The sequence below is a fragment of the Brevundimonas sp. LM2 genome, assembly GCF_002002865.1.
GTDB lineage: Bacteria > Pseudomonadota > Alphaproteobacteria > Caulobacterales > Caulobacteraceae > Brevundimonas.
This window is the reverse complement of sequence record NZ_CP019508.1, coordinates 3,331,835-3,357,459: the sequence shown is the minus strand read 5'-3', so window position 1 is coordinate 3,357,459 and position 25,625 is coordinate 3,331,835. Positions and strand designations below refer to the sequence as shown.

Sequence of the window (25,625 nt, the reverse complement as noted above, 5' to 3'; positions counted from 1 at the left end):
CATGACCTTGCAAGCGACAGGCGTCGCCTGCAGAAACGGCGCGCGGGCGCTTTTGGGGCGGCAGTGTTAACGATAATGCTTTGGCCAAACGGAGCCGTGGCCTGAATGCAGGATTTTGAGATCTCTGTTTTGACTCCGTCGCGTCGCGTCGTGCTGGTCCTGCGCGGTCCGCTGACCGCCAGTCGGCTGACGGATGAAATCATCCAACTCGTTCAGCAGCGCCCGGAACTGGCAGGCTGGGACTGGATCAACGCTGTGGGGGGGCACGTACCCGATGCGACCTTGAGCGATGTCGAACGCCTTGCAGCGGTGTTTCGGGCGGCTGAACCGCCCGCCGCCCTGACCGTGTTCGTGTCTCGTGACCCCGCTCTACCGGCCTGGTCGTCCGTCATGGACCATATGTTCGGCAACCGGCGCCACTTTACCGCTCTCTCCATCGACCAGGCCGCCTCCCTGATCGATGACTTCCGCGCCGCTGGGAAGATGGACCGGTCTGGCGTTCTGTTCTGGCAATCCAGATCAGGCCGCGGCTCGACGAGGCGGGGTGTGCCGAAGGCCTAACCCGAGGCGAAGCCGTTTCCGCTCGTCGCGCGCGGGAGCAAGCGGATCGCCGCGACGCCGAGCAGCAGGGCCGCAGCTCCGCATGCGGCGAGCGAGACCGGGTTGCCTAGCCCGGGTCGCCCCGCCGCCACGGCTATCGCGACGAGCGCCCAGAGCACCGTCGCGACATAGGCGGGATGGGGCCTGAACAGAACGACCGAGATCGCCAGCACGGCGGCCGCGCCAATCACGCCGAGCCCGAAGATGAGCGGCGACAGACCGAAGCGATCGAAGCCATAATCCGGGAGAACATCGGCGGCATTGACGAAGGTGGCGGCGGTCAGCCAGCCGACATAGATCGCCAACGGCACGCGGACGAAGGCCTCGCGCGTCCAGCCGATCGACGTCGAGGGCTGGAGTGCGATCATCAGCGCCGGGCCGAGGGTGATCAGCATGCCGAAGATGATCGGGACGGTCAGCAGAACCGGTCCGAACCGCGCGAAATACAGCCAAGCGCAGCACAGGGCGAAGCCCGCCGCCGTCAGCCATCCGATGCGCCGGAACAGCGGATCGGCACCCGCGCCGGGGAGGCTCTGCAGCACGGCATAGGCAAGGCCGCCCAGATAGATCACGCCCCAAACCGCGAAGGCATAGCCGGCCGGTGAGGCGGGATTCGGCGCGGCAGCCGAGGGGCCCTGCGCCGTCGAGGCGTCGAATCCGCGGGTGAAGATCAGCAGCGGCAGGAGCAACTGTCCCAGGGCGAACAGGAGATTGGCGATCTGGCGCAGACGGTCCGGGGTCATGGAGCGGCCTCTTGGGAGATGGGAATCGTCGTGTGTCTGCTTGACGTCGGTCGGCCGCCGAGAGTGGCGATAACGAGCGGGCGGTCTCTACACTGGAAAAAGCTGATGGCCGATGACGCTTGCCTCTACATTATAAAAAAAACGTATATCATCCGCAATACATTATGAGAAGGGTTGCCGTCCCGCTCGGCCCGCCGAAAATGCATTGCGGAAATAAGGGGAATTATCTATCGCAACTGAGATACGGAGGGTTCCTGATGACAAGTCGATCCGAAGGCGATCGTCCGCTGGTTAACGACCGCGTCCGCGCCTCAGCGGTGATCATCTTCGCGGTGGCGCAGGCGCTGGCTTCGCAGATTACCGTCACGATGGGCGTGAACGATATCGGGACGCGATCGGTCCAGTCACCGGCGCTCTTCACGCCCCCCGGCTTCACGTTTGCGATCTGGGGCGTCATCTTCCTGGGCATGTTGGCTTACGCGATCTTTCAGGCGCTGCATGGCAAGCTGACCGATCCTCGACTGCGAAGGATTGGCTGGTGGACCGCGTCCGCGATGGCGCTGAACGCGTCGTGGGAGTTGGTGACCGTTGAAACGGGCGTCAGCGTCGCGACCGTCATGATCATCTTCGCGATGCTGGCGACGCTGCTCGCCGCATTCTTCGGGCTGTATCGCCAAGACAAGCCCAGCGGCGCCACGCTCGCCTTCGTGATCTTCCCCGTCAGCATTTTCACGGCCTGGATCACGGTGGCTTCGATCGCCAATACCTCGAGCTGGCTCGGCAATGCCGGCGGGTTCGACGGCGGTCCCTTATCCGATGGGCTATGGGTCGCCATCCTGGCGATCGTGGGAAGCCTGGTCGGCGCTGTTGTGATGCGTGCAAACCGAGCGAACATCTTCTACGCCCTGGTGCTTGTCTGGGCGTTCGGCGGCATCGCCTACAAGGGCGTCCTGCTCGGGGAAATCGCCGTGATCGTTGGTGCTTCGGCAGCCCTGATCCTCACGATCGCGGCCTATCTGGCATTTGCGCGACGGCCGGCGCGGACGGAAGCGGCCTGATGGACCATGGGTTTGCAAGCGAATGCACCGCTGCCGGCTGTCCTGTTTTCGTCGGTCGCCAGACCGTCGCCAACGCGTGGTTCGTCGGCGGCCATGGCGTTCCGTCGGGCGGCTGCGGCCCGCCAGCTCGTTCCGTGCCAGCGTGCGTGGAGGTTCGCGTCGCGACGACGATAAGCCTGTGACATGACCGGAAAGGTCGCTCGCCCCGGCCAGGTCGTCGTCATCACCGGAGGGACGACCGGGTTCGGCCATGCCCTGGCCGAGCAATTCCTGCGGCTCGGCTGCAAGGTGGTCATTACCGGTCGCGTCGCCTCTGACGCGATAGCGGTTGCGCGGGCGCTCCACCCCGATCACGCGGTCGGCGTGGGCGCGGATGTCCGGTCCGAGGCGGGGCACCTGCACACCTGGCAGGCCGCCATCGACGCATTCGGGCGCGTGGACCACTGGATCAACAATGCCGGGCTGGGCGGTGCAGGCGAGGACATCGCGGCGACCGACCCGACCCTGATCCGAGCGATGATCGACACCAACCTGACCGGCGTCCTCTTAGGCACGAGCGTCGCGCTGAACCGGATGCGCGCGCAGGGCGGGGGGCAGATCTGGGTCACCGAAGGCCTCGGCAGCAGCGGCTTCGTCCTCGAGGGCGCCGGCATCTATGGGGCAACCAAGGCGGGGGTCACCTATCTGTTCAGGGTGCTGGCGAAGGAGAATGCGGCGGGCCCGGTACGGATCGGCTTTCTGAGGCCGGGCATCATGCCGACGCGCGTCGCGTTCGGGTCCGACGCGATCCCCGATGCGCGGGCAGCGCGAATCCTGGCGCTGTTGGGCGACGACACGCGCATAGTGGCGCGGTGGATGGCACCTCGCATCCTCGATACCCGCCGAAATGGGCACCGACTCGACTGGCTGACGCGGACCCGGCTGATCGGCAACCTTTTGCGCGCCGGATTTCGAAAACTGTCCGGCGTGTTCCAGCCGGGCAGGTGAGGCCCGGCTGCGATTGCGGCTGGCGGCCGCCTCTGTCACATCAAAACGATGGCCAAAACCAAGGGCGCGCGAAGCGCCGGACATGACGAGAAACGGGCCGCGCTTTTGCAGGCGTTCCGCGTGCGGCTGATCGCGCGCAACCAGCCGCCGCCAAGCCTGCGAGAGCTGGCAGCGGCAGCGGGGGTGACGGTTCCCACCGTGAGACACTATTTCGGGCGGCGCGAGGATCTGGTCGCCGCACTGCTCGACGACTTCGGCAAGCAGGGGGTGGTGCACCTCGAGCGCCTGCGTATCGCGGAGATGCCGTTCTCGGAGTCGATCGCCGCGCTTGCGCAGATGATCGTCGAGGGGCTGGCGTTCGGAGTCTCCGAGATCCACGCCCTGGGTTTGCGCGAAGGCCTGCGGAACGACCGGATCGGCCCGGCCTATCTCGTCCACATCCTCGAGCCGACCCTCCTGGCGATCGAGTCCCGGTTCGATCAGCATCAGCAGCGCGGCGAGATGCGGCGCGTCGATACGCGTGTGGCGGCCGTGGCGCTTCTGTCACCGCTGCTCATCGCGCATTTCCACCAGCGCGAACTCGGAGGCTCGGGCACCCGGCCTCTCGACATTCAGGATTACGCGCACGCGCACGTCGATGCCTTTGTCAGGGCTCACGGGGTGGTGACCAAATCGGACCATCCTATCTCGTAACTGCAGCCTCCCGGGGAGCCAAGATGCCGTAGACGATTGGCGCAAAGGAACTTGGCGCTGTCAGCCGGTCAACGTCATCCACGGTCATCGCGACTTCCCCTAGATGGAGGTCGGCAAACCGCGCCCTGCAGACTGGTCCCGATCTACAGATGTCTCAGAGGTCGCGTCTAAGCGACCGCGGTCGCACCGTTGATCGCCAGAAGGCGCTGGATCCCTGCCAACAGGCGTTCGGGCGTCACCGGTTTGGTGATGTGAAGATCGGCTCCCGCCTCGAGCGCGGCATCTCTGTGGTCCTCCAGGGCGTTCGCGGTGAGCATCGCGATCGGCGTCCTGGTTCCCGTCGTTTGCGCGGTTTCATGCGCACGGATCGCGCGTGTCGCCGTCAGGCCGTCCATGACCGGCATCTGCATATCCATCAGGATCACGTCGAAGCGCCCGGTCTTGAAAGCCTCCACGCCGATCTCGCCATTCTCCGCGATCACGACGTCGAGACCCTGGGCCTCGAGGATGAACCTGACGACCTGCTGGTTGACCGGGTGGTCCTCGACCAGAAGGACGCGTTCGACATTTCCCGAGCTCTGGGTCTCGGAAACGTCTTGGACCTTTGGCGCTAACACCGTCCGCGTGCTCGGAATGCGCACGGAGAAGCGGCTGCCCTCGCCCGGGCGCGATCGGACGCCGATCGTGCCTCCCATCAACTCCACAAGGGTCTTGACGATTGAGAGTCCAAGGCCTGTGCCACCGAAGCGACGGGTGATGCTGTTGTCGGCCTGATTGAAGCGCTGGAACAGACCGTCCGCCGCATCGGGGTCGAAGCCGATGCCCGTGTCCTCGACCTCGAGGGTCAAGGCTCCCGCTTTGTCGTCATAGCCGATACCGACGCGAACCTCTCCCCGCTGGGTAAACTTCAGCGCATTTCCCAGCAGATTACCCAGCACCTGCTTCAGCCGGGTCGGATCGGCGATGAAGTCTCCCTCGTCGTCGAACCGTAAAGAGAACCGGAGGCCCTTGCCTTCAGCCGCGATTCGCGTCGTCTCGATCACCCCGCCCAACTCTGCGCGAAGATTGAAGCTGCGTGGTTCAAGGGCCAGGGCACCCGCCTCGGCCTTGGAAACGTCGAGGACATCATTGACGAACCGTTCGAGCATCTCGCTGGACTGGGTGATGAGCGACAGCATGCGCAGTTGCGCCTCATCAAGGGCGGTGCGCCGAAGGGCTCCCGCCACGCCGACGATGCCGTTCAGCGGTGTGCGGATCTCGTGGCTGATGTTGGCCAGGAAGTCCGCCTTGACCTGCATCGCATCGGCCGCAGCCTGGCGGGCCTTGGGTACCTCCGCCTCGTAGGCGCGTTTGGCCGCGGCTCGCCATGCCGTCACGATGATGTCCCCAGGTGCCTCGGACTGGCTGATATCCTGAACAGCATTCAGCAGAATGGGCACCCGCACGCCGTCCGGCCGGCAGAGATCCAGCGCCAGTTCTTCAATTCGCCCGGACAATGAAAGCTCGGTCTGCAGCCGGGACTGGATGAAGATGCGGCCGGCGACGCTCGACAGGTCATGAAACCGGATGCCCTGTTCGAGATCCGATGCGTGTCGTCCGCAGAGATCGGCGAAATAGGGATTGACCCGACGGATCCTCAGGCTCGCATCCAGGACGACCAGGCCGCCGGGCATGCGCGCCAACAGGGTGGACGCGGTGTCTTCCGCAGCCTTGAGTTCAAGCGGCGCTGAGCCGGACATCCGACGTATCTCCAACGAAGCGCCTGATCGCGTCGATCACCCTCAAAGGGACTGTCACATGGGGGCAATGACCCGACGTCTCCAGTGTCAGCAGCGTGCTGTCCTTGACGGCCCAGTTTACGAAATCACCGACATCAGCCGGGGCGAGGGCATCCTCCCGGCATCCGATGATCAAGGTCTCGGTCTTGAGCTTTTGATAGTCCGCTCGATGGTCGGACTCGAAGGTCACGCGGGCGAACTGCTTGGCGATGTCAGGATCGGTGCGGCAGACGCTGTCGCGCCAGTCGTCCTGGTCGGCCTTGTCGCCGTCGGCACCCATCACGGTCGGTGCCATGATCGCGGACCAGTCCAGATGGTTCTTGTCCATCAGGTCGAGAAGTTCCTGGATGTCTTCGGCCGAGAATCCACCCCGATAGGTGTCGGTGTTGGCATATCTCGGAGACGGACAGATCATCACCATCCTGCCGATCAGGTCGGGGCGCTTGAGGGCGGAGAGAACCCCGATGGTTGCGCTCACCGAGTGGCCGATGAAGACCGCGTCCTTGATCCCGAGTGCGTCGCAGATTTCGATCACATCGTCGGCATAGCCGTGAAGCGTCGCGTATCGCGTTCGATCATAGGCCGTCGCATCGGAATGGCCGGCTCCGACGAGATCGAACAGGATCACCGACCCATGGGCCTCGAATGCGTGGGCCACGCGTCGCCACATCGTCTGATCGCAGCCAAACCCGTGAGAAAAGACGAAGGTGAGCTCGCCACTCCCATGCCGGGTGACATTGTTGCGCGCCAGAACGTCCATGCGAATCTCCAGTCTGCGGTCTGGATACACCGCCTAGCTTAAGCGTGCATTACTGTGACGCTTGGGCCGTGGCGAGTTTCTGCATTGGTATCGCTCGTCCGTATCACAGCATCTTGCGATTCAACATGGCAAGAAATTCCCTCGTTTCGCTCGCTTTAACAAACGCGAAATATCGGCGGGCGCGTAGATCAAGGCAATCAGAGTCCAAGTGCCGCCTTCAGTAAACAACTATAGAGAACTAATATGGTTGATGAGGATTTCACTGTCGTGAGGGCGAAGGATGGTTGGGAGGTTGAGACGAGCCGCCGACGTTTAGGTCCGTTCCAGACGCAGGAGCAGGCGACGGTGCTCGCAGTCAAGCTTTGCCGAGAGGCCGCCGGTGTGGGGTTTGCGTCGGCCGTACTCATCCGTGACGCCGCAGGCCGGTCACGGGCCATACCCGCCCAGGTCTTGTTCGGAACGGCGGGTCCGGCCAAGGGGCGGGACTGGATCGGAGATTAGGGGCCCTGCCAGGTCGGTTTGTTACCGATTCTGCCGCTCGGGTGTTCGAACCGTACGATTCCCGCGCGACCGATCATGAACCTGCGGCAAGAAGGCACGGCTCATAACGCGCAGTATTAGCCAACGATCTCACGAGCCCGTCGATCGCAACGAGAGCGTTGCTAGCGATCCGGGCTCCGTTTCGACTGTGAGTTTGTCGTTTGAGAGGACGGCGTCCCGGCCCCGGTTGATACGGGCCCGCACAAGGGTTTGACGCGAACTCGCCTCGTCCGCCGATATTTAATAATCGTTGAGTTGCCAGACTTGCCCAAAAGGCTGAGCGTCCTTCCAACGGTGAAAGGTCGACCCGATGAAGATGCTCGATTGGCTCATCCTTCCATTGGCTCTCCTCGCAACGACGGCGCAGGGTCAGACCGTTGACCCGCCGCTTTTGACCGTCGCCGAAGCGATTGACGCCCGGATCGAGGCTGCGATGACGACCACGCGCGCAAAGGGTCTGGCGCTCGCCGTGATAGACGACGGGCAGATCGTCTACATCACCGCGCGCGGCGTTCGGAATCCCGCTCGTGATCCGCTCACGACCGACACGGTGATGTACGGCGCGTCCCTGACGAAGGCGGTCTACGCCTATACGGTGATGCAGTTGGTGGACGAAGGCGTCGTCGATCTCGATCGCCCTATGGCCGAGGACCTCGCCCAGCCTCTGACGGACTACTATTCAGAAGATCTGGCTAATCGCTATGCGGACTGGCGGGCTCTGGACCCGCGCTGGCGCCACATCACCCACCGGATGAGCCTCACCCACAGCACCGGTTTCCCGAATTTCGGCTTCCTCGAGCCCGACGGGAAAGAGCGGATCCATTTCGATCCGGGCAGCCGGTATGCCTATTCGGGAGACGGCTTCATCCTGTCCCAGTTCGTTCTCGAAAAGGGCAGGGCGGGGCTGGAGATAGGTGCGGAAACCCAGCGCCGCGTCTTCGATCGTTTCGGCATGCCGAACAGTTCGCTGATCTGGCGTCCCGATTTCGCCAACAATCTGGCCGACGGATGGGACGAAGCCGGAGCTGTGGAGCCGCACGACGAGCGCAGCAAGGTTAGGGCAGCCGGGTCAATGGACACGACGATCGCGGACTTCGCGCGGTTCGCCGCCGGCTTCATGCGGGGCGAGGGTCTCAGTCCCGCCGCGCGTGAAGAGATCGTGCGTCCCCAACTGGCGATTACGACCGCGACGCAGTTCCCCAGCCTTCAGGTCGAACTCGCGCCTTCGCTTCGACGCCCGGATCTTGCGGCAGGACTGGGCGTGGTGACATTCGTTGGGCCTCAGGGCCGTGGCTTCTACAAGGGTGGCCACAACGGCACCACCGCCAACACCTGGGTCTGCGTCGAAGCTTCAGGCCGATGCGTCATCATCCTCTCCAATGATGTCCGCTCTGAACCGGCCTTTGCGGAACTGGTCGGCTTCGTCCTGGGTGAGACCGGGGTGCCGTTTGAATGGGAATATGGAACCACCCCTCCATCGCCGCCATAATCTACGTTTCATCAAGGACTGTGTGCCCGGTCTCCGACGCCGCTCATGACCACGACGGACCGCGACGACCGTTTTAAAGCCTGATCGCTGGTTCGAGGGCGGCCGCTCTCACGCAGCATGCTGGTGCATAGGGGCGGCGCGGGCCAACTCAGGCGGTTGCGCCTATGGCGCTATCGTGCGGTGATGGCGTCATGGGGGAATGCGGCGAAGAAAAGCCGAGTGGACAGACGAGCGGGTATGCGATCCGTCGGGACGCGTTCCTGGACGGACTGGCACGTCGCTACTCCCAGCCTCTGGCGCGCTTTTTCGCGCGTCGCGTGGCCAACAAGGCTGACGTTCCGGATCTCGTGCAGGACGTTTTCATCGGGCTGAGCCGTATGAAGGATCCCACGCAGATTGAGCGCCCAGAGACCTTCCTGTTCGTGGCGGCCGCGAACGCGCTGCGCGACCGCAACCGCCGCGAGATCACGCGGCGCGCCGGGGCGCACGACGAATTCGACGACCAGTTCAATTTCGGTTCGGGTTTTTCACCCGAGCGCGTCCTAGAAGCCAGGGACGCCCTCGTCCGCATTCGCGAGAGCCTGTCAGACTTGCCAGTCCGGACCCGGGACGCCTTCGTCCTGCGCGCTTTCGAGGAGTTGACCATGGCCGAAGTGGCCAGTGCTTTGGGTGTGTCGGTCAGGGCGGCCGAAAAACACTATGCCCGGGCCCTGGTGCATGTCGCCGCCGCGCTGGAGGGCCCAAGCCATCCGATCCGCGACTGACATGCCTGAAACAGCTGAAGCCCAGGCAGCACGCTGGTGCGCCACGCTCGCGCAGGAACGGGACGGCGATCGCGCACGCTTCGAGGCGTGGCGAGACAGTCATCCCGCGTACGCCCGTGCCTACGATCGCCTCACGGCGGCCGAAGCGCGCGCGGTATCACTGAGGGACACTCCGGAACTGCTCGCCCTGCGCCACGCAACGCTGGCGCGCGCGTCCCTCGGGCCTCGGCGCCACAGGTCGGAGCGCCGCCGTCTGTTCGGGGCGGTGGCGGCCGCCGTGGCGGTCCTGGCCTTCGTGCCCGTCACAATCTGGGCCGTCCGGACCGACGGCGGGCAGACCCCAGCGGCGCGGCCCGCCTCCTATGCCACCGCCGTCGGCCAGCGCATGGTCCTGACCTTGCAGGACGGTTCGCGCGTGACCCTGAACACCTCCAGTCGCCTGCGGGTGGCCTATTCGGGCAATGAGCGGCGGCTTCATCTCGATGCGGGACAAGCGCTGTTCGAAGTCGCGCACGATGCCGAGCGCCCCTTCAACGTGCAGGCTGGCGAGACGATGGTCACGGCCCACGGCACCCGCTTTGACGTCCGCCTGAAGCCAGGTGCCACGGAGGTGCTTCTGACCGAGGGGCGCGTGAGCGTCGTCGTCGGCGACCGCGACACCTCGGCCACGCGGGTCGTGCTGTCGCCTCGTGATCTCTTCACCGCCGACGCGTCCGGCGTGCGCGTGCGGCAGGTCGCCGACGCCGACGCCCGGGAAGGCTGGCGCGAGGGCGTCGTGGTGTTCGACGACCGACCCCTGGCCGAGGTCATCGAGGAGATCAACCGGTACGCGGCCCGGCCGTTGGTCCTGGACCCCGGCCGCATCGGTGCCATCCGCGTCAGCGGCGTCTTCAGGATCGGCGAGGAAGCCGTCTTCGCAGAAGCGCTCGAACGCGGGTTCGACCTGAGGGCCGATGCCTCGCGTCGCGACAGGATCACCCTGTCCGCCCGCCGCTGAGCTTAGGTTCCACCATTCGGTCAGAAAAAACGACGTTGGCCGTTCGGGTTTCAGCGAACGCTGCGTCCTTAACCCTGAGAGCTCCACCAAGGGGGCCGGGAGGACAACATCAAATGAGGACCACATCTATCGTGCGGGCGCTCGCGCTCTGCTCCGTCGCACTCGCCGCCGTCAGCCCCGCGCTGGCTCAGGCGCAAGCCGCCATCCGCATCGAGCGGAACAGCCTGAACGAAGCACTGACCCAGCTGGCCCGCCAGAGTGGCAGCCAGGTGATCTTCGCCCCCGCTGTCGTACGCGGCAAGAGCGCCCCCTCGCTACGCGGGCAGTTCACGCCCGAGCAGGCGCTGGAGCGTCTGCTGCAAGGCTCCAGCCTGGCCTACGAACGCACAACGGGGGGGGCCTATGTCATTCAGGCGCGTGCCGCTTCGCCGCAAGTCGGCGCACGGTCCAGCACCTCCACACGGCCCGCTTCAGGGTCGTCCCAGGATGCGACCATCATCCCCGATCAAGCGACCGAGATTGAGGAGGTCATCGTCATCGGCACCGCCGGAGCGGGGATCCGGCGTCAGGACGCAGCCTTCGCCGTGACCAACCTGTCGGCCGAGGCCATCAGCCAGGCCGCCCCCAGCAGCACGGCCGACCTGTTTCGACTGGTGCCCGGCGTCACCGCCGAGAGTTCGGGCGGCCAGAACGGGGCCAACATCTTCGTGCGCGGATATCCCTCGGGCGGAGATGCCGAATACGTCACCTTGCAAAGCGAGGGGGTACCGTTCTTCCCGCCGTCCACCCTGTCGTTCCTCGAGAACAGCCAGCTCATCCGCATCGACGAGACACTGCAGCGGGTCGAAGCCGTCCGAGGCGGCACCGGTGCCCTGTTCTCGTCGGGCCAGCCCGGCCTGACCGTCAACTTCGTCCAGCGCGAGGGCGGGCCGGAATTCGAAGGCCTGGCCAAGCTTTCGACCACCGACTACGGCGACGTGCGAGCGGACGGCTATGTCTCGGGGCCGCTTGGACCGGACACGACCTTCATGGTCGGGGGTTACTACGCCGGAGGGCCGGGCGTGCGCGATCCCCAGTTCGACGCGGAGCGGGGCGGCCAGATTACCGCGAACGTGCGCCACCGCTTCGAGCGCGGCTCGCTCCTCGTTTTCGGCCGCTATCTGAACGACAGGGGCCAGTGGCTGCTGCCCATCCCGGTCCTGCAGGACGGCGACGACATAAACGAGTGGAACGGGTTCGATGCAGGAACCGGGACCTTTGCCGGCAACGAGACCCGCCTGTCGGTACTGAACGACGGCAGCCGCGTCGATCTGGCCGACGGTCGGGGCGCCGATATCGTCAATCTGGGCTCGAACCTCGATTTCGACCTCAGCGACTCTATCACGCTGCGCAACCGTATGAGTTTCCTCAGCGGCTCGGCGGACACCTCGGGCCTGGTTCCCGGCGGTGCGCCGCCCCAGACGGCGGCGTCCTATGCGGCGTCGCTCGGCGGCGCGCTGACCAGCCTGACCTACACCAACGGCGGCGGCGCCGTAGCCAACGCTGCTGCGCAGCTGGTCATCCCGGTGGGGGTCTGGCGGGTGGAGAAGGACATAGAAGCCTTTGTCAACGATCTCGCGCTGGAGGTCCGCCTGGGCACCCACACGATAACGGCGGGGATCTATCACGCGCGGTACTCTTCCGAGGACCGGTGGAATCTAGGCAATGCGCAGTTGCTCACGGCCGAACCGAACGCCCGTCGGCTGGACATGACGATCCGCAGCACCGCGTCCAACGCGCTACAGCAGGTCACCCGCGCGGGCTTCGCCGGCGGTTCGTTCTTCAACGTCAACGCCAGCTACGACGGCAACGACACGGCCTTTTATGTGACCGACGAATGGAAGGTATCGCCCGAACTGACGATCGACGGCGGGGTTCGATTCCAGTCCCATGAGGTGGACGGGACGCTGGAGAACAATACCTTCGGGGTCGACACCGACGCCAACCCGAACACCCTGTTCAACAACGGTGCCGCTGTGTTGAACGGCACCTTCTCGATCATCGATTATGATGGCGAGGAAACGTCCTACACATTGGGGGCCAACTACGCCTTCTCGCCGTCCCTGTCGGCGTTCGGCCGGTACAGCCGGGGGCACAGCTTCCCCTTCTTCGACAATCTGCGCGACGGCCTGCGCCAAACGCAGCGAGTCGACAGCCTCGAGGCGGGACTGAAGGCCTCCTATGACCGGTTCGACCTTTATGCGACCCTGTTCCGAAATGAATTCGAGGGCCTGGCCACCACCGTCATCGTGTCCGGCGCGCCGCTCGCCTCGGTCGGCGGAGCCGAGACTACAGGCCTGGAGCTCGAAGGCCGCGTGCGGCCGACCGACGCCTTCACCGTTGCTTTCTCCGGCACCTGGCTGGACGCCACCTATCAGGACTTCTTCGCCAACGGCGGCACCCAGGACCTGACCGGCAATCGGGTCCAGCGCCAGCCCGAATGGCAGGGCCGGATCACGCCGTCCTACGTCCTGCCGCTTGGAGACGCGGGTCAGCTGACGCTCTACACGACCGTGGCCTATACTGGAGACCGCTTCTCCGACGTGCAGAACCAGCAGACCCTGCCGGCCTTCTACAAATGGGACGTCGGCGTCACCTGGGACATCAACGAGCGGATCCAGGTCCAGCTCACGGGCGACAACCTGAGCGATGAGATCGGCCTGACGGAAGGCAATCCGCGCACCTTAGGTGCCCAGGGCAGCGGGGTCATCCTGGCCCGCCCGATCCTGGGTCGGTCGTTCCGGATAGGCGTCGGCTACCGCTTCTGATCTCCCGCCCCGGCTCCGCGTCCGGATCCTTGCGAGACCCGATGCGGAGCCTCTTTTCGCCGATACCCGGCGAGCCTTTGCTGTCAAAGAGTTCTTCATGCGCGTCATCCGCTTTCCTGTCGTCCGCTGCCTTCTGGCCGGGCTTCTGGCCGTCGCGCTCGGCGCGGCCCAGGCGGAGCGATCGACGCCTTCGGATCTCTATGGTCCGCTCTTCGAGGCAGTTCAGGCCCGCCGGATCTTTCCCGACGGCAAGACCTTCGTTGACGCGACCCCGCGCGTGTCGGTGGCCCGGATCATGGCTGACTACGCACGCGAGCAACCGGCCGACGACGCGGCACTACGGCGCTTCGTGGAGGCGCGCTTCATCCTTCCCGAGGCTGGACCGATGCCGGAGGCCGACGCATCCTTGGCGCGCCTGCCGCTCAAGGATCATATCGCCGCCCTGTGGCCGGTGCTGACCCGGCCGGCGCTCGAGCCCGTCGAGGGCTCTTCGGCGCTGGCCCTGCCCCAGCCCTATGTCGTTCCCGGCGGTCGATTTCGCGAGATCTACTACTGGGACAGCTATTTCACCCTGCTCGGCCTGGCCGCCGACGGCCAGGCCGATCTGCTCGAATCCATGGTCGAGAACTTCGAGGCGATGGTCGAGACCCACGGGCTGATCCCCAACGGCTCGCGCACCTACTACCTCAGCCGGTCCCAGCCGCCCTTCTTCGCGCTAATGGTAGGCCTGTCGACGCGCGACGACGCGGAGAGCCTGGACCGCCAGCTTCGCGCGATGCGCCGGGAACATGCCTTCTGGATGGCGGGCGAGGCCTGCGTCCGGACCCAGGTCGCCTGCGCCCATGTTGTGAGGATGCCCGACGGGGCCCTGCTGAATCGTTATTACGACGAGCGCGACACGCCGCGCGATGAGTCCTGGAGCGAGGACGTGGCGACAGCGGCCGCGGCCGCGGATCGGCCTGCGCCGGAGATGTATCGACACCTGCGCTCGGGGGCCGAGAGCGGCTGGGATTTCAGCTCGCGCTGGCTTGACGACCCCCAGCGCCTCGCTTCGATCCGGACCACAGAAATCGTGCCGGTCGATCTCAACAGCCTGATGTGGACTCTGGAGCGGACCATCGCCGCACACTGCCGGGCCCTTGCCGAGCGCGCCTGCATGCGGGACTTCGAGCGGCGCGCCGCCGCCAGGCGCCGGGCAATTCATCGCCATCTCTGGAGCCGGTCCGAAGGCCGCTTCGGCGACCTGGACCTCCGGAGCGGGCGTCTGACGGACCGGGTCTCCGCCGCCATGCTTTATCCGCTGTTCGCAGGTCTGGCCACGCCCTCCCAGGCCCGGGCGACGGCGCGTCTGGCAGAGGCCGACCTGGTGGCGCCGGGCGGCCTTCGGACCACGACGGTGACTACTGGCCAGCAATGGGACCGGCCAAACGGCTGGGCGCCGCTGCAGTGGGTGGCCGTCGTGGGGTTGAACCGCTACGGCCACGACGCCTTGGCCGAGACCATCGCCGTGCGCTGGTTGGCGACCGTCCAGCGCGTCTATCTCGAGACCGGAAAATTGCTGGAGAAATACGACGTGGAGGAGCAGAGACCGGGCGGCGGCGGCGAGTATCCGCTTCAGGACGGGTTCGGATGGACCAACGGCGTGACGCGCGCCTTGCTGGACCGCTACCCCGACCATCCCGCCGCCGCATCGGGTGCTCCGTCACACGACACGCCTGCTCCCGACACTCCATAGGCCCCAAGTCATGGGGCCGCTTGGCGATGGGCGTATCGATTGCTAGGCTTCACGGCACTGACAAGCGCACCTTGCAGTCCAGGATCGGCGCAAATGCCGCCCACGATCGATCGCACAGCGTGACCATGGTCCCGGGCATCCGCTCTTCCAGCCACGCGTCCGTGACGACGCGCACGGCCCCCATCAGCGCAGCGGCGGTGGCCTGGCTGGACACGTCGGCAGGGCCAGCTCGATCGTGGAAGGCCTCGTGGCCTTCGAGGCCCCAGGCGACCAGATCGTCGATCCGCGCGGTCCGTTCACGAGCAAAGGCGCGGAGCATCGGGGACTGGATAATCACGGCATGCAGCGCCCGGAACAGGGCGGCGTGTCGATCGTAGATCGCGCCCATTTCACGGATCGTACACCGGATCGCCTCATGCGGCGGATGTTGGGCCAGGTTCCGGCCGAGGGTGGCCTCGAACAGTTCCACCAGTCCATCGTCGTCGAACAGGATGGCGTCCTTGGTCCGAAAATGACGGAAGAGGGTGCGTTGGGTGACCCCGACCGAGGCGGCGATCTGGGCGGTTGTGACATTGTCGAATCCCTCCTCGCGAAACAGGGCGACGGCCGCCGATCGGATGCGGGAGCGCGTCCGCAGCTTGGCATCGACGCGGCTGAGCGTTGCCTTGGGGTCGGGTGCGGCTTCGAGCGCGGTCTCAGTGGCCATGGGGTTTGATACAATCGAGCCGCTCGCCCGACCACCCGTCGCGGTCAGGGCGTGATCACGAGGGGCAGCCGCATCTCGATCAGTTCCAGCGTGCTCCGATCGATGCCCCAGACCGTCCGGTCCCCGCCCCAGGAGACGGCCTGGCCGCGTGCGGCGACCGGAATCGTCGCCACATGGATCAGGCGGCCGCCGGCCTCCGGCAGGGCCAGCACATAGAGCTCCTGTTCGTCGTGGCCGGTGACATACAGACGATCGTCATCGCCCCAGACACCCCCCGAACTGCTGTATGGGGCGAACCAGGCCAGGACCGTCTCCGGGAACAGCCAGGCCTCCAGCCGGTGCCAGTCGTCATCGAACTTCACCAGCACCGTGCTGCGGTGATCGCGGCCGGTGTCGCCGCCGCGCCCGTCGTAGTTCGCGAACGTCGCCCACCAGAAGCCGTCGTGGCGCTCGACCCAGGTCAGCGACCCCGTGCCGGGGCCGAGCGAGACCGAGCCGCTGTGTGTGAGGGTCTCCAGGTCGAAGACCTCGACCGAACTGGTCATAGGCGTGGCCGGATAGTTGGAGGAGGCGCAAACCAGCTGGCGCTCGACGACCGAGCAGCTGTTCAGATGCGGGATCAGGGCCGGGTCCCCGGACCACGCCGCCATCCTGCGACCGCTCGCGCGATCGTATTTGCCGATGCGGCTGTTATCGATGGCGTAAAGGTGGTCGGCATCGACGGCCACGCCCTGCCGCGCCTCCTCGGCCGGAATGCGACGCAGGACCTCGGCCGGCGCGGTCGTGGCCGGATCGGCCACCGCCGGGGTCGACAAGGCCATCGCGGCGGCGAACAGAAGCATGCGCATCGTCGGTGTCCTCAAGCGGCCGTCACGCCGGCGCGGCCATTCTCGACGACGAAGGCGTTCAGGGTCGACAGGGCGCTGTCGGGATCGCGGGCGTCGGCCAGGGCGCGGAAGGCGACGTAGGCCCGACCCGCAGTCAGGTCCAGCCGCCCATAGCCGCGGCGCGCCGTTTCCAGCACCTCGAGCCGTGGGTTCAGCCCCTTGATCAGACTGGCGATCGCCGGCTCCATTCCCAGGGAGGTCATGGAGCCGCCGACGAACTCGCTGGCGACGACCGGGCCGTCCGGGCCGTTCCGGATCGTCCCCGCCGCGAAGGCGTGGATGTCTCCGCCGAGGACCAGGGGGTTCGAGACGCCGGCCTCGACCCACCGGGCGGTGATGCGGTCGCGGCCGGCCGGATAGCCGTCCCAGCCGTCGTTCGAGAACCGCGCCTGGGTCATGTCGGCCGGGTCGCGCACCGCCATCGGGCCGAACAGGGTCTGTTGCGTCAGCAGGTTCCAGCGCGCGTCCGAACGGGCCAGGGTGTCCAGCAGCCAGGCCTCCTGCCGCCCGCCCAGGATCGAGCGGGCGGGGTCGCGGCGATCGTCGCAGTCCGCGATCAGCTTGCCCGTCTGCCCGGGGGCCATGCAGGGCGGGGCGTCGCGGTACTGGCGGTCGTCGACCAGCTGGAACTGGGCCAGGTCGCCCCAGTCGACGGTCCGGTACAGCTGCATGTCCGGGCCGACCGGCCGCATCGTCCGACGCAGGGGCATGTGCTCGAAATAGGCCTGGTAGGCGGCGGCGCGCCGGGCCAGGAAGCTCGCCGGATCTGCGCCGTCGCCCCGGTCGGCCCCGTAGTCGTTGACCACCTCGTGGTCGTCCCAGATGACGACCCAGGGGGCGGCCGCATGGGCGGCCTGAAGCAGGGGATCGGTCTTGTAGGTCGCGTAGCGGACGCGGTAGCCGCCGATGTCCAGGGGCTCCGGGTTCTGGTGCAGGCGCACGCTCTGGCGGCTGCCCGGATCGCCCTCGTAGATGTAGTCGCCCAGGAACAGGATCAGGTCGGGGTTCTCCTCGACCAGATGGCGATAGCCGGCATAGAAGCCCGCCTCGTATTTCTGGCACGAGGTGAAGCACGCCCTCAGGCGATCGACCGGCGCGCCGGCCGCCGGCGTGGTCCGGGCCCGCCCGATCTGGCTGGCCTCGCCGCCCGCCATGAACCGGTACCAGTACTCCCTGTCGGGTCGCAGGCCCTGGACCTCCACATGGACCGAGTGGCCGGCCTCGGGCGCGGCGATGGTCCGACCGTCGGCGACGACGCGGGTCAGGGCCGCGTCCTCGGCCACGATCCAGCGGACCTCGACCGGGGCGGCGGGCATGCCGCCGTCGGCCTCGAGCGGCCTGGGGGCCAGCCGGGTCCAGGCGACGAATCCGTCCGCCAGGGGATCGCCCGATGCGACCCCCAGGGTGAACGGATAGCCGCCCAGCGGGACGCGCGCCGAGACGCACCCCCAGACCGAGACCGGAGCCAGAGACAGCGCGGCGAGCGTCGCGGCGCTCCTCAGCAGGCGGCGACGCGAAACGGTCTGGAGGTCGGTCATCGTCCTAGAACCTGAAGTTCAGGCCGGCCGCCGCCGACAGGCCATAGATTTCCCGCGACGAGACCCGGCTCTTGTCGCCCAGATAGGTCTGGAGCGGCACATCGTTGATGTTGAGCACCGAGCCGAAGATCTCCAGCCCGTCGCGGATCTCGTACGAGGCCTTGAAGTCCAGCTGGTTGCGTTCGGCGACGTGCAGGTCGAGGCCGGGGGCGTTGAGCGCATCGATGTAGTCGCTGCGGTGCGCCAGGGCGAGGCGGGCCGAGAAGCCGTATTTCTCATAGTAGAGGGCGACATTGCCCAGGGTGTCCGACTGGCGGAAGAAGGGGATGTCGCCGGTGCGGCCGAAGACTTCGACCTCACTGTCCACCAGGGTGCCGTTGGCCGAGAACCCGAACCCGTCGAAGGGCGACGGCAGGAAGGTGAACTGCTGCTGGTAGTTGATCTCGACGCCCTTGATCTTGCCGTTGTCGGCGTTCGTCGGCCGGGTGATGCTCAGCAGATCGAAGACCTGGCCGTCAAGGGTGACGTTCGTCTGGTCGACCGTGCGGTTATAGACCGGGTTGTCGATGTCCTTGTAGAAGGCGCCGAAGGACAGGATGCCGGCCGGGGTCAGGTAGTATTCGGCCGAAAAATCCAGGTTCATCGATTCGAACGGTTCCAGGTCGGGATTGCCTTCGCTGCCCGCGCCGCGGAAGACGCCGGCCGCGATCTGGGTCGACTCGATCTGTCGACGCGGCACGATATCGGTGTAGTTCGGCCGGCCGATGGTGTTCGACCAGGCCGCGCGGATCAACAGATTGTCCATCGGCTCGGCCCGCAGGTGGATGCTGGGCAGGACGTTGGTGTAGTCCGTGCCGCCGCGCCGCAGCGGCGGGGTGCCGACCGAGCCGGTGCGCAGGTCGTAGGCCTCGTAGTCGGCGTTGGTCTGTTCGACCCGCAGACCGGCGATCACCGTCACGCCGTGGAACTCGAAGTTGCCCATGCCGTAACCGGCCAGGACCTCTTCCGAAGCGTTGAAGTCGGTGACAAGTGAGTCGGTCCGGGTCGTGGCGGCGTCGGGCGTGAACCGGGCCAGGTTGTCGCCCAGGAACTGCTCGGCCGCGCTGTAGTTGATCTGCGGCCCGAAGTTGAAACGGCCGTCCAGGAAGTCGGTGGGACCGACGTCGGAGACCTTCGACAGCAGGAAGGTCGTGGTCGCGCCGGTGAAATTCTGGTTGGTGCGATCCCAGGACTTGTCGCGGGTGACATAGCGGGTGCCGGCCTTGAGGAAGGCCGAGGACTGGCCCAGGTCGTAGCGCAGGTCGAAGCCCAACGAATAGGTGTCCTCCTGCACGTCGTCGGTGCGACGCCGCACGCGGCGGAAGGGATAGCGGCTGGCGTCGGCGAGGTTCGGCGACTGGATGTCGATGAACGGGCCCGAGGGGCCGAAGGTGTTCGGGAAAGCGTTGGCGGCGGACCGGAACTCCCAGTCGATCCGGCGCGGGGTGTCCTCGGTCGCATTGGCGTAGACGCCGTCGAAGTTCAGCGTCCACGGGCCGTTCACATATTCGCCGCCGGTCGAGAGGTTGTAGAGGGTCTGGACGACCTTGCGGCTGCGCAGTTCGACCGTGCCGCGACCCTGGGAATAGGTGCCTGAAGTCGTCGCCGTGCTGGGTGTCAAGGTTCCCAGGGCGTACTGGACCGTGAGCGTGTCGCGCTCTTCGTCGTCGGCGTAGCGGGTGTAGGTGTTGTTGGCGAACAGCCGCAGGTCGTCGTTCGGACGCCACTCCAAGTTGGCCACCGCGCCGACGCGCTGGCGCTCGATCGCATAGTCGCGGAACACCTGGCTGTCGGGCAGGATCTGACCGTTGATCGCGCGATAGCCGGCCCCCTCGATCGTGTCGGATTCATATTCCCGCAGCGAATAGCTGCCCGACAGGACGACGCCGAACTGGTTGTCCGGCCCGAAAAGGCTGCCGTACGACAGGTTGCCGCCGTAGGGGTGGTTGCCGCTCTTTTCGTTGTAGCCGTAGGTCGCCGAGCCATAGGCGAAGCCCTCGGGCCGGTCGAAGGCGCTGGCCGTCACGAGGTTGATCGAGCCGCCGACCGCGTTCGGGTCCATGTCCGGCGTCAGCGCCTTGACGATCTCGACGCGCGCGATGATGTCCGACGGGAAGGTGTCCAGCGCCACGCGCCGCGCACCGCCTTCGGGTCCTGGGAAGATCTGGCCGTTGACCGTGACGTTGTTCAGATTGCTGTCGACGCCGCGGATGACGACATAGCGGCCTTCGCCCTGGTCGATGGTGATGGACACGCCGGGCAGGCGCTGAACGGCGTCGGCCGCGTTGGCGTCGGGCAGCTTGCCGACGTCGTCGGCCGCCAGGGCCTCGATGATCGTCGGGGCCGACCGCTTGACCTGCAGGGCGCGGGCCTGGGCCGCGCGGGTGCCGGTGACGACGATCTCGCCGACTTCGGTGCCGGCGAGCTCGGCCCCCAGCCGCAGGCTGATCTCGGCCGAGCCGGTCTCGTCGACGACCACCTGCTGGGTGACGTCGGCATAGCCGGTGTAGCGGGCGACGACCGTATAGGTCCCGGCGGGCAGGCCGGTGACGGTGAAGGTCCCGGCGCTGTCGGCCACGATCTGGCGACCGGTCTCGACCAGGCGGATGTCCGCGCCCTGCAGGGCGGCGCCGCTGTTGGCGTCCGTGACCCGGCCGCGCAGGTCGCCGGCCTCGGCGGCCGTGCCGAGGGCCAGAAGGCTGACGCCCGTCAGGGCGGCGAGCAGGGTGGATCGGCGGCCGAAGCCGGTGCGGATGGTGTTCATGAATGCCCCCGAGGTTCGAAGGTCGATCGGACCTTCGCGTCAGCGACTGACATATTCGCTGTTTGTGACCGTCCCTCTGCGGGATTTCGGCAGTCTCGTGAATTCTGGCCGATGACGCAGCCAAACGGCGCCGTGGAGGTGTCTATCGGTGTGGTGGATCCCGACGATACCCGTGCATTGCGACCCCGTCGGCCTCAGGCCCGAAGGCCCGCCGCCATCCGTGATCGGAGGTAAGGCATCAAGAGCGGAAGTCGCATTCGCAGGCAAGTTCCTCCCTTGAGCGCGGAACCGATGCCCTCCGCACGTCTCTTCTCGCCGACAGGCTCACGAGTGACGTTCGCCACCATGGTCGGCAATCGTCATACCGATCGCGTTTCATAACTGACGGCGGCACCTCCTACGGACGCGAACTTGTCAGCCATGACCTGAACTCCGCCATTGCGGCGGTCTCCGGCTTAGACTGCAGGCGGGTAAGCCAATAGCCGCCCCTTGGGACCTGGATGTCGAAAGGCTGGACGATCGCACCGGTCGAGAGATGCCTCTCAAACATCAATGGCGGAGCCAGAGCGACTCCTGCGTCCTGCAGGGCGGCGTCCATCATGGCGAGCGACGAGTCGAAGGTCATGCCGCGGATCGGCGACGGCCGGTGGCCCAAACCCGCTGCGTTGAACCAAGCGTCCCATTCGTCCGATCTGTACGATCGGAGGAGCGGCTGTTGCAGGATGTCTTCGGGTGCCCGGAGCGCGGCAGCGACCCGCGGCGAGCAGAGGGCCGCAAGCGGCGTGTCGAATAGGGCCTCGGCGAGGGTGCCGTGCCAGGCCCCATCGCCGAACCGGATCGCATAGTCCAGACCCTCGGCTGCGAGGTCAACATGGTTGTTGTTCGTGGACAGGCGCAGGTCGATGTGGGGGCAGCGCTCGCGGAACTCTTGCAGTCGCGGCAACAACCAGCCGACCGCGAAAGTGCCCACAACGCCCAAAGTTAGGACCTCGTGCAAGGCTCCGCCGTCGAAGCGATCCAGGAGCGCGTCGATCCGGTCAAAGGACTCTCTCAGCGGAGGCAGAAGAGCCTCGCCCTCGGCGGTCAGCGTGACGCCGCGGGGCACGCGCTTGAACATGGCCGCGCCAAGACGCGCTTCCAGCGACCTGACGTGGTGGCTGATCGCCGTCTGGGTCACGCAAAGCTCGATCGCCGCTTTGGTGAAGCTTCCATGGCGAGCGGCGGCTTCAAACGCTCGCAATGCATTGAGTGGAAGAGACGATCGGGGCATTTGCGATATGAGGTTTACGAATGGGTCGCCACTAATAACATCGATTGTCCGCCAGCCCATCAAGGCGTTCAGTCGCGACGTCGCGTCCTAAAATCTGCACTCCTCGTCGCGCGACACCCGAATCCACTCAAAGCCTAGGTAGTGAGCCATGAGCTTCGTGAATAGTGTCGGTGTGATTACGATCATGATTGTGGGCGCAGGCGGGCTCGCTCTGGCGACGACGCACCGTGCGTCGGTTCAACAGACTCTGGCAGCGAAGACTGATATGCCCACTCCACTCGACGCCTGGCCTATCGGGGATACGGAGCGGATCTGGACGGCACCCGACGGTCTGGTTCAGGAGCCGATCTGGCCGGGAGAAGCCCCGGATATGGGAGGAGCCCCAACGGCGCTGGAGACCGTGAGTGTCGCCGAGACGCCGGAGGCGCTAAGGGGCGACCGATCCGAAGCCGTGCTGAACGTCAGCCGTCCGACCATGACCGTGTATCCCCCCAAAGGACGCAACACCGGCGCCGCTGTCGTCGTTTTCCCGGGGGGCGGCTTCCGCGCCGTGGTGATCACGCTGGAAGGGACCGAAATCTGCGACTGGATCACCGCGAGGGGCATGACATGCATCCTGTCGAAATATCGGGTGCCCGGCAGCAATCACTACTGGAACCCCGACTGTCGCTGCGTTATCGACCCCAAGCCGCCCCGGGCGCTTCAGGACGCACAGCGGACGATCCGGCTCGTCAGGGCGCGCGCGGCCGAGCTGGGCATAGCTCCGGACAAGATCGGCGTCATAGGCTTTTCGGCCGGCGGCTATCTCGTTGCCCAGACCAGCAATATCTTCGACCCCAGCTACGACCCGATCGACGGGACGGACGACGTCAGCAGCCGCCCTGATTTCGCTATCGCTTTCTTTCCCGGGCATCTCTGCAGGGGGGGGGCACTGGATCCTGGCATCCAGGTGACCGAGCGGACGCCGCCCACTTTCCTTATCCAAGCGTGGGACGACCCGGTGGACCCCATCTGTAACAGTACGCTCTACGCGCGCGCCCTGAATGAAGCGAATGTCTCCAGCGAAGTTCACTTGTTCGCCCGTGGCGGCCACGCCTTTGCATTGAGACGCGACCACTCGCCCGACACGGTCTGGCCTGGGCTAGTGGAGACTTGGCTAGTCCAGATCGGTGTCTTGACGGAATTGCCCAATAGCCTCGGCATGAGCAAATGATCCGAGCCATGGCCTGCAACTTTAGGAGTAGTGTCGGTAGGATATGCGAGGGTCGAGTGCGGGGGCCCGGCACCAGGTCGAGCCGCTCGATCTGATCCGAACTCGACTGCCAGACCTAGGCGTTGTCCGCTTTCTGTGCCTGAGTTCCGCGCTTCTATATGATCCGCACCCATTGAAGCTCAACCGGCTATTCGGCTCTTCGTCGGTAACCCGCCCATTAAAAAGTACACGCCATATTGGTAGAAGGGCTCGCGTCAAGCGGTGCCGTTGAGGACTGAGAAGTAGTCTTTTCCTATTTTGCCCCAGGGGCGGTTCCCTTCTCTCGGTCGATACCGCACAACGAAGGAAGGCTGTGTTCCGACAGGGTCAGTCGTGATCTGAAGGCGATACTGGACTATTCGAAGACCCTCGTCGGCTGCAGCCTCCAGGGAAACGGTTCGAGCCTCATCAATCCAGCCATCGCGTGGCATGACCGCGATAGCGGGGTAGTCCTCGGGTTTCAGATCGACGAACCGCCCGCTCTGCGCGAGATCGCGCCATTGACCGACCCAGGCCGCGTCCTTGGTGTAGTTCGGCAAGCCAAAATGCGATTTGATGAGACCGATCTGATACCAGGCGGGTGTCGTCGTTCCCGGACGGGACAGCAGGAAATAGAACTCGCGATCCTGCGTGACGACCCGGACGGCGTCCCCTGTCAGCCGGCAGCTTATGGCACCCCAGCCGGCACCCCCATAACTGTAACCGTAAGCCTGGTTGGAGCGAAGGCTCACGACGCTGCTGAAGGTCTGGTCGCCCGTCGGGGTCGCGATGGTGACGAGGTGCTTCAGACGCAATTCGTGTCCGTCACGGACCTGTCCGCAGCCGGCCAGCCCCAAGGCCGCCGAAAGGATCGCGGCCCAGATGCCTTTCGCTTTCGGTCGATACACTATGGCGCTCCCGATCTGGATCGGGCCAGCGCCTCTTGGGAGGCCGTCGTGAACATGCCCCGGTTGGCGGTGACGGCCAGCGCGTCGGTCGTCGGATAGCGCACACTCGAAAAGTTTGTCCGGCGGTCCGCCAGCCATGGGAGCCGACGCGGGATGTCATTCGAGACGGGCTCTTCGGTGATCTCGATCGTGATGGGTTTTAACCGGGCACCGCCGGGGAGGGCATCGGGATCGAGTTCGACGATGGACGTCGGATCGTTGGGTCGAGTGAAGCGCGCCAGGCGCGGCCATCCCGATCTTATTCGATCGTCGCCGCGATCGACCTGGCGCGGGAGGTCATAGATGCCGACCTGTTCGATGCGCGCCCGAATGCGATCGAGACCATGCAGGGTGGGGTCGGTCAGGAGAGCCACGTCCTCGGGGAAGTCACCGGGGGGTCCTAACAGGGCATAGACGTCTGCGCTCTCCGGAAGCGCCAGCGCAAGCGCCTCCCCTTCAACATCGCGCGAGAAGGCCGGTGCCTCGCGGGAGCCAATCATGAGCGCATTGGTTTGAACGACTTGGCGTACGGTGCTGAAGCGCTCAAGGCCGACCGGGGTCTCCACCTCGGGTGTCATCTTGAACCTGTAGTCCGGCGCGGTGTCGCATCCCGTGAGGGGGATCGCCGTCAACAAAATCAGCAGTCGCCAATCCATGTGACACCCCCCGGCCAGGACGACAGCAGACCGGTCTTATCCTAAGGTTAGATGAATGCGGTGATTGACCCTGGGGTGAGCAGTCCTAAGCGGGTGCCTGTGAGCAGCGGGTAAGGATCAGAACTGGACGTGACCGACATGACCCTTGGCGTCAGAGACCGAAACTGAAAGCGCATGACGCGAGCCGGTAAAGTCTTCAGTTGCACCGCTCGAGCAGCTGCTTTCGTCCGTCGACATCAATCCCCAAACGGTTGTCATCGGCAGACAAGGTCCAGATTTCGTTACTGTCCCAGAACTGACCCTCGCCTTCGTAAGCGAGTTGGACCCTGATCGATCTCGGTTGACCCGATTGTGTCACCCGCATGAGGCGGCCTCCGCTTTCATAATAGTCCACTCCACTAGCGTAGACTTGAACGAGATTAACTCCATCGCTTTCTGTACAGCTTGCTCGGTCCGGTGCCCAACGGCCCCGAAACGCATCGGGAAACAGCTCCGGCTCCAGCACGCTGCTCCCGCCAGGCGACCAAGCGTCCTGAGGAGTTTCCGCCCCAGCGGTGCCTACAATCAGGAAAGAGGCAAATGCTGTCGTGAGGATGAGCCGCCGCATAGGACCTCCGGATTGTAGACGAGAAACAT

General features: G+C 65.5%; 20 protein-coding genes. 10 read left to right on the top strand and 10 right to left on the bottom strand.

Annotated features, from left to right (window positions below):
- Positions 1-105: 105 nt before the first annotated feature.
- Positions 106-561 (top strand): hypothetical protein, encoded by a 456-nt coding sequence (locus BZG35_RS16525; protein ID WP_077357353.1) that lies wholly within the window; start codon positions 106-108, stop codon positions 559-561.
- Here BZG35_RS16525 and BZG35_RS16520 read toward each other — a convergent pair.
- Entirely contained in the window at positions 558-1,343 is a 786-nt protein-coding gene (locus BZG35_RS16520; protein ID WP_077357351.1) for a hypothetical protein, read from the bottom strand. The two genes, BZG35_RS16525 and BZG35_RS16520, sit on opposite strands and share 4 nt — an antisense overlap.
- A gap of 257 nt (positions 1,344-1,600) precedes the next feature.
- On the opposite strand from BZG35_RS16520, the gene BZG35_RS16515 reads away from it, so the two are divergent.
- From BZG35_RS16515 to BZG35_RS16505, 3 genes are all read left to right on the top strand, one after another.
- Complete coding sequence (locus BZG35_RS16515) at positions 1,601-2,401, top strand: tryptophan-rich sensory protein (protein ID WP_171981997.1); 801 nt, start codon at positions 1,601-1,603, stop codon at positions 2,399-2,401.
- Between the two features lie 183 nt (positions 2,402-2,584).
- Positions 2,585-3,388: an SDR family oxidoreductase gene (locus tag BZG35_RS16510; protein WP_077357347.1), complete on the top strand. Its 804-nt coding sequence runs from the start codon at positions 2,585-2,587 to the stop codon at positions 3,386-3,388.
- 48 nt (positions 3,389-3,436) lie between these two features.
- Complete coding sequence (locus tag BZG35_RS16505) at positions 3,437-4,081, top strand: TetR/AcrR family transcriptional regulator (RefSeq protein WP_077357345.1); 645 nt, start codon at positions 3,437-3,439, stop codon at positions 4,079-4,081.
- Between the two features lie 167 nt (positions 4,082-4,248).
- On the opposite strand, the gene BZG35_RS16500 is transcribed toward BZG35_RS16505, so the two are convergent.
- Positions 4,249-5,820: an ATP-binding protein gene (locus tag BZG35_RS16500; protein ID WP_077357343.1), complete on the bottom strand. Its 1,572-nt coding sequence runs from the start codon at positions 5,818-5,820 to the stop codon at positions 4,249-4,251.
- Positions 5,798-6,619: an alpha/beta fold hydrolase gene (locus BZG35_RS16495; protein WP_077357341.1), complete on the bottom strand. Its 822-nt coding sequence runs from the start codon at positions 6,617-6,619 to the stop codon at positions 5,798-5,800. The genes BZG35_RS16500 and BZG35_RS16495 overlap by 23 nt, the downstream gene beginning before the upstream one ends.
- Before the next feature lie 850 nt (positions 6,620-7,469).
- On the opposite strand from BZG35_RS16495, the gene BZG35_RS16485 reads away from it, so the two are divergent.
- The 5 genes from BZG35_RS16485 to treF all read left to right on the top strand — a co-directional run bounded on the left by BZG35_RS16485 (position 7,470) and on the right by treF (position 14,951).
- Complete coding sequence (locus BZG35_RS16485) at positions 7,470-8,648, top strand: serine hydrolase (RefSeq protein ID WP_253189208.1); 1,179 nt, start codon at positions 7,470-7,472, stop codon at positions 8,646-8,648.
- A 164-nt stretch (positions 8,649-8,812) separates the two neighbouring features.
- On the top strand, positions 8,813-9,412 hold the full coding sequence (locus BZG35_RS16480; RefSeq protein ID WP_216351863.1) for an RNA polymerase sigma factor: 600 nt from the start codon (positions 8,813-8,815) through the stop codon (positions 9,410-9,412).
- Entirely contained in the window at positions 9,366-10,409 is a 1,044-nt protein-coding gene (locus BZG35_RS16475; RefSeq protein WP_171981996.1) for a FecR domain-containing protein, read from the top strand. Before BZG35_RS16480 ends, BZG35_RS16475 begins: the two co-directional genes overlap by 47 nt.
- 113 nt (positions 10,410-10,522) lie before the next feature.
- Complete coding sequence (locus tag BZG35_RS16470) at positions 10,523-13,216, top strand: TonB-dependent receptor (RefSeq protein ID WP_150126078.1); 2,694 nt, start codon at positions 10,523-10,525, stop codon at positions 13,214-13,216.
- Between the two features lie 97 nt (positions 13,217-13,313).
- Positions 13,314-14,951 carry an alpha,alpha-trehalase TreF gene (treF, locus tag BZG35_RS16465; protein WP_077357333.1) on the top strand — a complete coding sequence of 546 codons (1,638 nt, stop codon included), beginning with the start codon at positions 13,314-13,316 and terminating at the stop codon, positions 14,949-14,951.
- A gap of 49 nt (positions 14,952-15,000) precedes the next feature.
- On the opposite strand, the gene BZG35_RS16460 is transcribed toward treF, so the two are convergent.
- From BZG35_RS16460 to BZG35_RS16440, 5 genes are all read right to left on the bottom strand, one after another.
- Positions 15,001-15,657 (bottom strand): TetR/AcrR family transcriptional regulator, encoded by a 657-nt coding sequence (locus tag BZG35_RS16460; protein ID WP_077357331.1) that lies wholly within the window; start codon positions 15,655-15,657, stop codon positions 15,001-15,003.
- Positions 15,658-15,701: 44 nt separating this feature from the next.
- Positions 15,702-16,505, bottom strand: coding sequence for a hypothetical protein (locus BZG35_RS16455; RefSeq protein ID WP_077357329.1), 804 nt, complete (start codon positions 16,503-16,505; stop codon positions 15,702-15,704).
- Between the two features lie 11 nt (positions 16,506-16,516).
- Positions 16,517-18,082: an alkaline phosphatase gene (locus BZG35_RS16450; RefSeq protein WP_077357327.1), complete on the bottom strand. Its 1,566-nt coding sequence runs from the start codon at positions 18,080-18,082 to the stop codon at positions 16,517-16,519.
- Between the two features lie 4 nt (positions 18,083-18,086).
- Positions 18,087-20,885, bottom strand: a complete 2,799-nt coding sequence (locus BZG35_RS16445) for a TonB-dependent receptor (protein WP_077357325.1) — start codon at positions 20,883-20,885, stop codon at positions 18,087-18,089.
- A gap of 397 nt (positions 20,886-21,282) precedes the next feature.
- Positions 21,283-22,155, bottom strand: coding sequence for a LysR family transcriptional regulator (locus BZG35_RS16440; RefSeq protein ID WP_077358223.1), 873 nt, complete (start codon positions 22,153-22,155; stop codon positions 21,283-21,285).
- 148 nt (positions 22,156-22,303) lie between these two features.
- Here BZG35_RS16440 and BZG35_RS16435 point away from each other — a divergent pair, with 148 nt between their 5' ends.
- Positions 22,304-23,368 carry an alpha/beta hydrolase gene (locus BZG35_RS16435; protein ID WP_253189207.1) on the top strand — a complete coding sequence of 355 codons (1,065 nt, stop codon included), beginning with the start codon at positions 22,304-22,306 and terminating at the stop codon, positions 23,366-23,368.
- 254 nt (positions 23,369-23,622) lie between these two features.
- Here BZG35_RS16435 and BZG35_RS16430 read toward each other — a convergent pair whose 3' ends face one another.
- Positions 23,623-24,294, bottom strand: a complete 672-nt coding sequence (locus BZG35_RS16430) for a hypothetical protein (RefSeq protein ID WP_077357323.1) — start codon at positions 24,292-24,294, stop codon at positions 23,623-23,625.
- Positions 24,294-24,989, bottom strand: a complete 696-nt coding sequence (locus BZG35_RS16425; RefSeq protein ID WP_077357321.1) for a hypothetical protein — start codon at positions 24,987-24,989, stop codon at positions 24,294-24,296. The genes BZG35_RS16430 and BZG35_RS16425 overlap by 1 nt, the downstream gene beginning before the upstream one ends.
- Positions 24,990-25,625: the final 636 nt, after the last annotated feature.

Coding starts and splice junctions, on each gene's coding strand:
- BZG35_RS16525 (WP_077357353.1), top strand. CDS start 106: ATGCAGGATTTTGAGATCTCTGTTTTGACTCCGTCGCGTCGCGTCGTG.
- BZG35_RS16520 (WP_077357351.1), bottom strand. CDS start 1,343: ATGACCCCGGACCGTCTGCGCCAGATCGCCAATCTCCTGTTCGCCCTG.
- BZG35_RS16515 (WP_171981997.1), top strand. CDS start 1,601: ATGACAAGTCGATCCGAAGGCGATCGTCCGCTGGTTAACGACCGCGTC.
- BZG35_RS16510 (WP_077357347.1), top strand. CDS start 2,585: ATGACCGGAAAGGTCGCTCGCCCCGGCCAGGTCGTCGTCATCACCGGA.
- BZG35_RS16505 (WP_077357345.1), top strand. CDS start 3,437: ATGGCCAAAACCAAGGGCGCGCGAAGCGCCGGACATGACGAGAAACGG.
- BZG35_RS16500 (WP_077357343.1), bottom strand. CDS start 5,820: ATGTCCGGCTCAGCGCCGCTTGAACTCAAGGCTGCGGAAGACACCGCG.
- BZG35_RS16495 (WP_077357341.1), bottom strand. CDS start 6,619: ATGGACGTTCTGGCGCGCAACAATGTCACCCGGCATGGGAGTGGCGAG.
- BZG35_RS16485 (WP_253189208.1), top strand. CDS start 7,470: ATGAAGATGCTCGATTGGCTCATCCTTCCATTGGCTCTCCTCGCAACG.
- BZG35_RS16480 (WP_216351863.1), top strand. CDS start 8,813: ATGGCGCTATCGTGCGGTGATGGCGTCATGGGGGAATGCGGCGAAGAA.
- BZG35_RS16475 (WP_171981996.1), top strand. CDS start 9,366: ATGTCGCCGCCGCGCTGGAGGGCCCAAGCCATCCGATCCGCGACTGAC.
- BZG35_RS16470 (WP_150126078.1), top strand. CDS start 10,523: ATGAGGACCACATCTATCGTGCGGGCGCTCGCGCTCTGCTCCGTCGCA.
- treF (WP_077357333.1), top strand. CDS start 13,314: ATGCGCGTCATCCGCTTTCCTGTCGTCCGCTGCCTTCTGGCCGGGCTT.
- BZG35_RS16460 (WP_077357331.1), bottom strand. CDS start 15,657: ATGGCCACTGAGACCGCGCTCGAAGCCGCACCCGACCCCAAGGCAACG.
- BZG35_RS16455 (WP_077357329.1), bottom strand. CDS start 16,505: ATGCGCATGCTTCTGTTCGCCGCCGCGATGGCCTTGTCGACCCCGGCG.
- BZG35_RS16450 (WP_077357327.1), bottom strand. CDS start 18,082: ATGACCGACCTCCAGACCGTTTCGCGTCGCCGCCTGCTGAGGAGCGCC.
- BZG35_RS16445 (WP_077357325.1), bottom strand. CDS start 20,885: ATGAACACCATCCGCACCGGCTTCGGCCGCCGATCCACCCTGCTCGCC.
- BZG35_RS16440 (WP_077358223.1), bottom strand. CDS start 22,155: ATGCCCCGATCGTCTCTTCCACTCAATGCATTGCGAGCGTTTGAAGCC.
- BZG35_RS16435 (WP_253189207.1), top strand. CDS start 22,304: ATGAGCTTCGTGAATAGTGTCGGTGTGATTACGATCATGATTGTGGGC.
- BZG35_RS16425 (WP_077357321.1), bottom strand. CDS start 24,989: ATGGATTGGCGACTGCTGATTTTGTTGACGGCGATCCCCCTCACGGGA.